Origin of the sequence: Pseudomonas sp. Sample_10, from assembly GCF_004321495.1 — a bacterium.
GTDB lineage: Bacteria > Pseudomonadota > Gammaproteobacteria > Pseudomonadales > Pseudomonadaceae > Aquipseudomonas.
Genome location: NZ_RCOE01000082.1, coordinates 1 through 9,324, shown reverse-complemented (window position 1 = coordinate 9,324; position 9,324 = coordinate 1). Strand labels below are relative to the sequence as shown.

The 9,324-nt window shown below is 60.6% G+C and carries 6 protein-coding genes; 4 read left to right on the top strand and 2 right to left on the bottom strand.

Annotation, left to right across the window (positions count from 1 at the left end; translation table 11 throughout):
- The first annotated feature begins 448 nt into the window (after nt 1-448).
- The 3 genes from D8U18_RS07865 to D8U18_RS07855 all read left to right on the top strand — a co-directional run bounded on the left by D8U18_RS07865 (nt 449) and on the right by D8U18_RS07855 (nt 7,189).
- Nucleotides 449-3,724 (top strand): transglutaminase family protein, encoded by a 3,276-nt coding sequence (locus tag D8U18_RS07865; RefSeq protein WP_131107406.1) that lies wholly within the window; start codon nt 449-451, stop codon nt 3,722-3,724.
- Nucleotides 3,725-3,812: 88 nt separating this feature from the next.
- Entirely contained in the window at nt 3,813-6,299 is a 2,487-nt protein-coding gene (locus D8U18_RS07860; RefSeq protein ID WP_130903977.1) for a circularly permuted type 2 ATP-grasp protein, read from the top strand.
- Nucleotides 6,299-7,189, top strand: a complete 891-nt coding sequence (locus D8U18_RS07855) for a transglutaminase family protein (RefSeq protein WP_130903978.1) — start codon at nt 6,299-6,301, stop codon at nt 7,187-7,189. The genes D8U18_RS07860 and D8U18_RS07855 overlap by 1 nt, the downstream gene beginning before the upstream one ends.
- A 177-nt stretch (nt 7,190-7,366) precedes the next feature.
- Here the strand turns inward: D8U18_RS07855 and D8U18_RS07850 are convergent, their stop codons facing one another.
- Together D8U18_RS07850 and D8U18_RS07845 are read right to left on the bottom strand one after the other, a co-directional pair.
- Complete coding sequence (locus D8U18_RS07850) at nt 7,367-7,546, bottom strand: hypothetical protein (protein WP_034149642.1); 180 nt, start codon at nt 7,544-7,546, stop codon at nt 7,367-7,369.
- 68 nt (nt 7,547-7,614) lie between these two features.
- The gene (locus D8U18_RS07845; RefSeq protein WP_130903979.1) at nt 7,615-8,202 is read right to left on the bottom strand and encodes a TIGR00730 family Rossman fold protein; all 588 of its coding nucleotides are present in this window, start codon (nt 8,200-8,202) and stop codon (nt 7,615-7,617) included.
- 344 nt (nt 8,203-8,546) lie between these two features.
- Here D8U18_RS07845 and azu point away from each other — a divergent pair, with 344 nt between their 5' ends.
- On the top strand, nt 8,547-8,993 hold the full coding sequence (gene azu / locus D8U18_RS07840; RefSeq protein ID WP_056852390.1) for an azurin: 447 nt from the start codon (nt 8,547-8,549) through the stop codon (nt 8,991-8,993).
- The last annotated feature ends 331 nt before the right edge of the window (nt 8,994-9,324 follow it).

The window sequence follows — 9,324 nt, the reverse complement described above, 5'->3', positions numbered from 1 at the left end:
GCCAAGGCTGCGGCGTTTGCCCGCAATCAGCAGGCAGCCAAGGAACGCAAGGATGCGGCCAAAGGCAAAGGACCAAAGCCGACCCGCAAGCCGGTCGTGCCGCGCTAAGCCGCGCTTGAGCTGAACAGAACGCCAACCTTCGGGTTGGCGTGATCGTTCCCACGCTCTGCGTGGGAATGCCTCTAGGGACGCTCCGCGTTCCAGCCGCGCCACTGTAACCATTCCAACCCACCTGTGGCGCGGAGCGTCACGGGCTGCATTCCCACGCCGGAGCGTGGGAACGATCGTGGGTGTGCCACAAATACGTGCAATCGATTCAACGCATTTTCCCGCCTCGCCCGATTTTGGTGCTGTACTGCCTCAGGCAATCGAAGAAAGCGCCAGCGCTGCTGGATGGCATAAGTCTTGCGCGCTTTCCATAACGCTTAGGGCTCGCAGGAGGCACGCCGTGTCGATACATGTCGCATTGCACCACGTCACGCATTACCGCTACGACCGTGCTGTGGAGCTGGGGCCACAGATCGTTCGCCTGCGTCCGGCAGCCCACAGCCGCACGCGGATTCTGTCCTATGCGCTGAAAATTTCGCCCGAGCAGCATTTCATCAACTGGCAGCAAGACCCTCAGGGCAATTACCTGGCGCGGTTGGTGTTCCCGGAGAAAACCGATGAGCTGCGGATCGAAGTCGATCTGCTCGCCGAAATGGCGGTGTTCAATCCCTTCGACTTCTTTCTTGAGCCCTACGCGGAAAAAATCCCGTTCACTTACGCCGCCGATGAGCGCAAAGAACTGGCGCCGTACCTGGAAACCTTGCCCCTTACGCCAAAGTTCAAGGCGTATGTGGAAAGTATCGATCGCACGCCGCTGCCCAGTGTCGATTTCCTCGTCGCGCTCAACCAGCGCCTGAGTGAAGACATCGACTACCTGATCCGCATGGAGCCGGGCGTGCAAACGCCTGAGTTCACCCTCGAACAAAGCTCCGGTTCGTGCCGCGATTCCGCGTGGCTGCTGGTGCAGTTGCTGCGCAACCTCGGGCTGGCAGCACGTTTCGTTTCCGGTTACCTGATCCAGCTGACCGCCGACGTGAAAAGCCTCGACGGCCCCTCGGGTACTGATGTCGACTTCACCGACTTGCACGCCTGGTGCGAGGTGTACTTGCCCGGCGCTGGCTGGATTGGTCTGGATGCCACCTCCGGGCTGTTTGCTGGTGAAGGACACATACCGTTGGCCTGTAGTCCCGATCCGTCCTCTGCGGCGCCGATCACGGGGCTGGTGGAACCGTGCGAGTGCGCGTTCAGCCACGAGATGTCAGTTGAGCGAATTTGGGAGGCGCCCCGCGTCACCAAGCCTTACACCGACGATCAATGGCTGGCGATTCAGGCTTTGGGCCGGCAAATCGACGCCGACCTGCTGGAAGGCGATGTGCGCTTGACCATGGGCGGTGAGCCGACGTTCGTCTCGATTGATGACCCGGATGGCGCCGAATGGAATACCGCGGCCCTGGGGCCGGAAAAACGGCGTCTGTCCGCCGAGCTGTTCCAGCGCATGCGAAAACGCTACGCGCCGCAGGGACTGGTGCATTTCGGCCAGGGTAAGTGGTACCCCGGCGAACAGCTGCCGCGCTGGTCGCTCAATTGCTACTGGCGCCGTGACGGCGCGCCGATCTGGAACAACAGCGCGCTGATTGCCGACGAGCACGAAGACTACGGTGCGACCGGCGAACTGGCCGGGCGTTTTCTGGCGAGCGTTGCAGAGCGCCTGAAGATTCCCACACGCTTTGTGTTTCCAGCCTACGAAGACAATTTCTATTACCTCTGGCGCGAGGGCACGTTGCCGCAAAACGTCAGCGCCGAAGACTCGCGTCTTGAGGAACCCCTGGAGCGTGCACGACTGCGCAAAGTTTTCAGCCAGGGTCTGGACAAAGTCATCGGCCAGGTCCTGCCGCTGGCACGCACCGCCAAGGGCGATCAGTGGCAGAGCGGCCGCTGGTATTTGCGCGACGAGCATTGCCGGTTGGTGCCGGGAGACTCGCCACTGGGCTATCGGTTGCCGCTGGGTTCGCAGCCGTGGGTGAAAGCGGCGGAGTATCCGTTCATTCATCCGCAAGACCCGAATCAGACGTTCCCACCGCTACCCGACATGGCACAGTCGCAGAATCAGGGCGCGGCGGCGCTGATAGAGGATCGTGCCCCGAAAATCGACGAATCCGCGGACTGGCTGACCCGCACCGCGTTCTGCGCCGAGGCGCGGGAAGGCCGGTTGTATCTGTTCATGCCGCCACTGGAACGGGTCGAGGATTATCTGGAACTGGTGGCTGCCATTGAAGCCACTGCTGAAGAGCTGCGTTGTCCGGTGCTGCTGGAAGGTTATGAGCCGCCGAGCGATCCGCGATTAAGCAACTTTCGCATCACCCCGGATCCGGGCGTGATCGAGGTCAACGTTCAGCCGTCCGCGACCTGGGATGAGTTGGTCGAGCGCACCGAGTTCCTCTATGAAGAAGCGCGCCAGACCCGACTGACCACCGAAAAATTCCTGATTGATGGACGGCACACCGGAACTGGCGGCGGTAACCATTTCGTACTGGGTGGCGCGACACCGGCTGACTCACCGTTTCTGCGTCGTCCGGATTTGCTGCGCAGCCTGATCAGTTACTGGCATAACCATCCTTCACTGTCCTACCTGTTTTCGGGGCTGTTCATCGGGCCGACGTCCCAGGCACCGCGCGTCGACGAGGCGCGAAACGATGCCTTGTATGAACTGGAAATTGCCTTTGCGCAAATGCCAAAGCCGGGGGAAGAGTGTGCGCCGTGGTTGGTCGACCGGTTGCTGAGAAACCTGCTGATCGATGTCACTGGCAACACCCACCGCGCCGAGTTCTGCATCGACAAGCTCTACTCGCCGGACGGCGCGACGGGGCGGCTCGGGTTGCTGGAACTGCGCGCCTTTGAAATGCCACCGCATGCGCGTATGAGCCTGGCGCAGCAATTGTTGCTGCGGGCGCTGGTCGCACGGTTCTGGCGTGAGCCTTATGCGCCGCCAAAACTGGCGCGCTGGGGCACGGAGCTGCACGACCGGTTCCTGTTGCCGAACTTTATCGAACAGGATTTCGCCGACGTCATCGTCGACCTCAACGCGGCCGGTTATCCGGTGCGGGCCGAGTGGTTTGCGGCGCATCTGGAGTTTCGTTTTCCCAAGGTCGGCGACTACGCCGTCAGCGGCATCGCGCTGGAGCTGCGCCAGGCACTGGAGCCATGGCACGTATTGGGCGAGGAGGGTGCGGTCGGTGGCACGGTGCGTTATGTGGACTCGTCGCTGGAGCGATTGCAGGTCAAGCTCAGCGGCTTGCCGCCGCAGCGCTATTTGCTGACGTGCAACGGCATCCCGGTGCCTTTGCAGCCGACCGGGCGTGTTGGGGAATTCGTTGCAGGCGTGCGTTTTCGCGCATGGCAACCGGCCAACTGTTTGCAGCCGACCATCCCGGTGCACGCACCGTTGGTATTCGATCTGCTCGATACGTGGATGGGGCGTTCACTGGGCGGTTGCCAGTATCACGTCGCGCACCCGGGCGGGCGCAATTACGAGACGTTGCCGGTGAATGCCAATGAAGCCGAGAGCCGACGCATGGCGCGTTTCTTCCGGATCGGACACACGCCTGGGAAACTTCCTATTCCGATTCTGGAAATTAACGACGAGCTACCGATGACTCTCGATTTACGACGTTTCTAAACCGTACGCGACGCTCGGATTTTTCGTATATCCGGGCGTCATGAGCCTGCGTTAGTCTGACCGTTCATTGCTGTCTGCCGAGCTTTCCATGCCTGACCTGCTAGACCGCTACCCGCTCACGGCGGGCACCTATCACGAACTGCTCGACGGCAGCGGCGCGGTGCGCCCGCATTGGCGTCGATTGTTCGACCAATTGCAGCGCAGCTCTGCAGCGCAACTGGTGCAGCGTCAGGCCCTGCTGACCCGGCAGATTCAGGAAAACGGTGTCACCTACAACGTCTACGCCGACCCCAAGGGCGCCGATCGGCCGTGGGAACTCGACCTGCTACCCCACGTCATTGCCGCTGACGAGTGGGAGCAATTGTCTGCCGGTATTGCCCAGCGTGCGCGATTGCTCAACGCCGTACTGGCTGATCTGTATGGCCCGCAGCGACTGATCGCCGAAGGACTGCTGCCGGCCGAACTGGTATTCGGCCACAACAACTTCCTGTGGCCCTGCCAGGGTATCCATCCGCCTGACGGGGCTTTTTTGCATCTGTATGCGGTGGATCTGGCGCGTACCCCCGATGGCCGTTGGTGGGTCACGGCGGACCGCACTCAAGCGCCGTCGGGTGCCGGTTATGCACTGGAAAACCGCACGATCGTGTCCCGCGCCTTTCCCGAGTTGTACCGCGATCTGAAAGTGCAGCATCTGGCCGGCTTCTTCCGCACGCTTCAGGAAACCCTGGCACGCCAGGCGCCGAGTGATGATGGCGCGCCATTGGTGGTGTTGCTGACACCGGGGCGTTTCAACGAAAGCTATTTCGAACACCTGTACCTGGCCCGGCAGCTCGGTTATCCGCTGGTGGAGGGCGGCGACCTGACAGTACGCGATGCCACGGTCTATCTGAAAACCCTGAGCGGACTGCGTCGGGTCCATGTGGTGATGCGTCGGCTCGACGATGATTTCTGCGACCCACTGGAATTGCGCACTGATTCGGCTCTCGGCGTGCCTGGCTTGCTGGAAGCCGTGCGCCAGGGGCGTGTGCTGGTGGCCAACGCCCTCGGCAGCGGCGTGCTGGAATCACCGGGATTGTTGGGTTTCCTGCCGAAGATCAATCAGTTCCTGTTTGGCGAAGAACTGATTCTGCCGTCCATCGCTACCTGGTGGTGCGGTGAAGCGCCGGTACTGGCGCAGGCCCTGGAAAAACTGCCGGAACTGCTGATCAAACCGGCGTTTCCTTCGCAGAGCTTTGCCCCGGTATTTGGCCGGGACCTGAGTGAAAGCCAGCGTCAGGAGCTGGCCGAACGCATGCAAGCGCGGCCTTACGCCTATGTCGCGCAAGAACTGGCGCAGTTATCCCAGGCACCGATCTGGCAAGCCGACGGCGGTCAATTGCAACCCCGGGCCATCGGCATGCGTGTGTACGCAGTGGCCAGCCGCGAAGGCTACCGGGTGCTTCCCGGTGGTTTGACCCGCGTGGCCGCAGAAGCTGACGCTGAGGTGGTGTCGATGCAGCGCGGCGGTGCCAGCAAAGACACCTGGGTGCTGGGTGAGCGCCCGCCCAGCGGCGAACAATGGAAGGCCCAACGCAACATCGGCGTGCACGATCTGGTGCGACGCGATCCCTATCTGCCATCGCGGGTAGTGGAGAACCTGTTCTGGTTCGGCCGTTACTGTGAGCGTTGCGACGACAGCGCCCGCCTGTTGCGGATCATGCTCGCACGTTACGTCGACGGTGATGACCAGCAGGCCCTGCAAGCGGCGGTCGAGCTTGGCGAAAGGCTGATGCTGTTGCCCGATGAAGGTGAACTGTCGGAGCGCTTGCTGGCGGCGATACTCGGTGACGATTGGCCGTTCAGCCTTCGCTCCAACCTGCAACGCTTGCAATGGGCGGCCTCACAAGTGCGGGGCAAACTTTCACGGGAGAACTGGCAGGCCCTGGTGGAACTGCAGCGCGAGGCCATTGAGCTCGAAACCGATTCGCCGGATTTTGGCGAGTTGCTGGATTTTCTCAATCGTCTGGTGATGTCATTGGCGGCACTGTCCGGTTTTGCCCTTGATGACATGACCCGGGACGAAGGCTGGCGCTTCCTGATGATCGGCCGGCGTATCGAGCGTCTGCAATTTCTCAGTGGCAGCCTGGCGGCATTTCTGCGCGGCGCCGGGGCATTCGATCAAGCAGGTCTGGAGTGGCTGTTGGAGCTGGGCAACAGCAGCATTACCTACCGCTCGCGGTATCTGGCGGTGGCGCAATTGATCCCGGTGCTCGACCTGTTGCTGCTCGACGAACAAAACCCGCACGCGGTGCTGTTCCAGTTGAAGCTGGTGACCCGCACTCTCAAACGGCTGAACGATGACTTTGGCGCACCGCGCGAAGCGGGGCTGCCATTGTTGGTCGATCGATTGGCACGTTTTGATCTGGGCTGCCTGGAGAATTCGCTATTTGGCGAGGGCAGCGTACGCGCGGCTCTCGATGGCCTGGCCGATCTGCTGCAAGAGATCGCCGATGCCAGCGGGCAGGTGTCGGATCGCCTGGCCTTGCGCCATTTCGCTCATGTGGATGACATCAGCCAGCGCACGGTGTCTGTCTGATGAGCGCTCACTATCAGATTTTCCACGACACCCATTATCACTATGACAGCCCGGTGTCCCTGGCACAGCAGCTGGCCCATTTGTGGCCAAGGTCATGTGCGTGGCAGCGCTGCACGGATCAGCAATTGCAGATCAGCCCGCAGCCAACCTCACGGCGTGATGAGCTGGACGTGTTCGGCAATCCGCTGACCCGGCTGGCGTTCGAGCGGCCTCATGATGAACTGTTGGTCAATGCCAGCCTGACGATCGAAGTGCTGCCCCGGCCCGCGCCGGATTTCAATGTTTCACCCGCATGGGAGGACACCCGCAGTGCGCTGACCTACAGCAGCCAGCCGCTGTCGTCTGACGTGCTCGAAGCCTGCCGTTACCGTTTCGAATCACCCTATGTGCATTTGAAGCGCAACTTCGTCGAGTTTTCCGCGAGTTGCTTCCCGCCAGGGCGGCCGCTGTTACTCGGCGTTCAGGCCTTGATGGAGAAGATCTTCAGCGAGTTCACTTTCGACGCCGAGGCGACCCAGGTGGCGACGCCGCTGGTGGAAGTGCTGGAGCGTCGGCGCGGGGTCTGTCAGGACTTCGCGCATTTGATGCTTGCGTGCGTACGCTCCCGGGGGCTGGCCGCTCGTTACGTCAGTGGCTACCTGCTGACCCAGCCGCCACCCGGCCAGCCGCGCTTGATCGGTGCGGATGCATCTCATGCCTGGGTGTCGGTATTTTGTCCGTTGCTCGGCTGGGTGGATTTCGATCCGACCAACAATGTGCAACCGGCGCTGGAGCACATCATGCTGGCATGGGGGCGGGACTTTTCTGATGTATCGCCGTTGCGGGGGGTAATTTTGGGTGGTGGCAATCATGACCCGGAAGTTCGGGTCACCGTGATGCCACTTAATTAACGCCAGCCACTGTAGGAGCGAGCCTGTCGAATCGTCGCACCGTCGCGATGGTCGTCAACGATAACGCGGGAAGCCTGACACTCCTCGGCGCTCTCAGGTTCATCGCGAGCAGGCTCGCTCCTACAACCCTGGACACAGATCCGATGGGCCTGATCAGATCATCCGGCCCTGAGGGTCTCAGGCGTCGGGCGCCTGATCTTTCGGTGCATCAACATCATCTTCTGCTGCCACTTCACCATCAGGGTTCAGTGCAGCTTCTTCAGCTGTTGCTTTCTTGCGCTGAAGCTTTTCCTCTTTCTTCTGCTCCTTGGCCAAGTCACGCTGACGTTTAGCGAAGGAATAATTGGGTTTAGCCATGGGCGATCCTCTGGGGTCGAAGGTGAGGTTGAGCGGCGCGTATTCTGCCCTGTATCGGTGCCGAGTCGTTAGTCGGGTTTTTGCTCGACCCACTTCGGCAGTACGCTCGGCTGCCAGCTGTCGAGCGCATCGAGCAGCGTTTGCGGCGATTCGCTCACCTGCAGCATGTCACGGTGTGGCGCTCGAACGAAGCCTTCGCCGACGATGTGATCAAGAAAACCGGTGAGTTTGCTGTAGAAACCGTTCACTTCCAGCAAACCGAGCGGTTTGCCGTGGTAGCCGAGCTGGCCCCAGGTCCAGACTTCGAACAGCTCTTCCAGGGTACCGAGACCGCCGGGCAGGGCGATGAAGGCATCGCTGAGTTCCGCCATCCGCGCCTTGCGTGCATGCATGCCGTCCACTACTTCCAGACGAGTCAGGCCGCTATGGCCGATTTCCTTGTCCTTGAGGCTTTGCGGAATGATGCCGATGACTTCGCCACCGGCGGCCAGCGCGGCGTCGGCCACAATACCCATCAAGCCCACGGCGCCGCCGCCATAGACCAGGGTCAACTTGCGCTCGGCCAGGGCTTGGCCCAAGGCAACGGCCGCTTCTCGATAAGCGGGGTCAGTGCCGGTGCTGGCACCACAAAATACACAGACGGATGCTAAAGACATGCCTTACTCCAGGGTCGATCAGGGCCACAGAGTAAAGGCAGGCGCTGCGCGCTCCAAGGGCTAAACTTCCCGTTCGGGCGTTTCATGGGTGCCGCTGGCACCACAGGCGTAGGCGGCGAGCAGGCTGCACAACAGGCTATTGAGGGACATGACAGACGCTCCGTTGATTGAATGACGGTCTGATCATAGGGCCGGGCCAGACGCCTGGCTGGTAGATTCTTTCGATAGGTCTCATAGCCCGAAAGTTGTATACAATTTTTGATTCAAGTCATATGAACTTGCGAAGTTTTCAGGCAGTCTTCTGTTCACTCGCATTTTCGTTAACCCTGCCTTGGAGATTCACCATGTTTGCCAAACTTGTTGCGGTATCCCTGTTGACACTGGCCAGCAGCCAATTGATGGCTGCCGAGTGCAAAGTCACCGTTGACTCCACTGACCAAATGTCCTTCAACACCAAGGCCATTGAGATCGACAAGAGCTGCAAGACCTTCACCGTCGAACTGACCCATTCCGGCAGCTTGCCGAAAAACGTCATGGGCCATAACTGGGTGCTGAGTAAAGAAGCCGACATGCAGCCGATCGCCACCGACGGCTTGAGCGCCGGCATCGACAAGCAGTACCTGAAGGAAGGCGATACCCGGGTTATCGCCCACACCAAGATCATCGGCGCCAAGGAAACCGATTCGGTGACCTTCGACGTGTCGAAGCTTGATGCCAACGAAAAATACGGTTTCTTCTGCTCGTTCCCGGGCCACATCTCGATGATGAAAGGCACTGTGACCCTGAAGTAAGCAGGTTCACCGCGTGATGATCGTTCCCACGCTCCTCGTGGGAATGCCTCCTGCGACGTTCTGCGTCACGCGTTGGGACACGGAGCGTCCCGGCCTGCATTCCCACGCAGAGCGTAGGAACGATCAGCGCAAAAAAGCCCGCTGAAGCTCAACACTTCAGCGGGCTTTTTCATTCGCTCATTCCTCAAGGCGCAAAGGGCATCACACGTTTCATGATCGTTCCCACGCTCCGCGTGGGAATGCCTCCTGTGACGTTCTGCGTCACGCTTTGGGATGCGGAGCGTCCCGGCCTGCATTCCCACGCAGAGCGTAGGAACGATCAGCGCAAAAA